This window comes from Luteibacter sp. P4_E6 (assembly GCF_056401535.1).
The window spans coordinates 1-1,144 of sequence record NZ_JBFUJE010000850.1; the positions used below are offsets into that span (position 1 = coordinate 1).

Genomic DNA, 1,144 nt, shown 5'->3' on the forward strand with positions numbered 1-1,144 from the left:
CTTCGGAGGACATCATGAAATGCCCCAGCGCCATCGCCGTGCCACCGATCACCACCGCGTTGCGCTTGCCCAGCCAACGGTCGGCCAGCATGCCGCCGAACAGCGGGGTCAGGTAGACAAAGGCAGCATAGGCGCCGTAGACCAGCGAGGCGTACTCCTGGCCCATGTCCAGGTGCTTGGTCATGTAATAGACCAGGATGGCGCGCATGCCGAAGAAGGAGAACATCTCCCACATTTCGGTCAGGAACAGCACGCTCAGACCACGCGGGTGGCCGAACCAGTCGCTTCCTCGCGCTGGATTCATACCGGTGCTCCCCACAGGTTTTCCGGACACCATATCCTGCCGTCCTCGTAAATGGCGCCCGGCGTGCGGTCGGTGGTGAGGAAGGTCGGCCCATCCAGATCCACCACGTCGCACAGCTGACCGACCACGAAGGCCGGCGCCATGGCCAACGACGAACCGGACATATTCCCCACCATCAGGTCGAAGCCCAGTGTGCGCGCCTCGCGTGCAAGCGCAAGGGCCTCGGTCAGGCCACCGCACTTGTCCAGTTTGATGTTGACGATATCGACGCGACCGAGCACGTTCCGTAGGTCGCTGCGATCCTGCACGCTCTCATCCGCCGCGATGCGAATGGGGCGCTCCAGGCCATCGAGCCAGGCTTCGTTTCCGATGGGAAAAGGCTGCTCGACTACGTCCACGCGTGCATCCACCAGGGTCGGCAGGAGTCGCGCGAAGGACTCGCGCGTAAAACCCTGGTTTGCGTCGACCATCAGCCACACATCCGGTCGCGCCGCCCGCACCGCCAGCACGCGCCGCGCATTGAGATCGTCGTCGGTGAGTTTGATCTTGATGGCGCGAGCACCGGCATAAGCGGTCGCGCGCTCGGCCATCACGTCGGGTGCCTCGGCACCGACGGTGAAGGTGGTTACCAGGGGCCGCGGAGCCTTCTGCGCCGCCAACTCCCACACGGACTCACCGCTGCGCTTGGCTTCCAGATCCCATAGCGCGCAGTCGAGCGCATTGCGCGCACCGCCGGCGGGTAATACGTGCTGCAGTTCCTGGCGCGTCAGACCCGCCTCGATCCTGGGCCGAAGTGCTTCGATCTGCGCCAGCATCGCGTCCGGCGTGTCGTTCTTGTAG

At 64.5% G+C, this 1,144-nt stretch carries 1 protein-coding gene and 1 pseudogene; both read right to left on the reverse strand.

Annotation, left to right across the window (positions count from 1 at the left end):
• Positions 1–304 (reverse strand): annotated as a pseudogene (locus tag AC1DT2_RS24050) (MFS transporter); the annotation flags it as partial.
• Positions 301–1,144 (reverse strand): dipeptide epimerase (locus AC1DT2_RS24055; protein WP_477299220.1); only part of this gene is annotated, 844 nt, incomplete at its 5' end. The pseudogene AC1DT2_RS24050 and the gene AC1DT2_RS24055, both read right to left, overlap by 4 nt.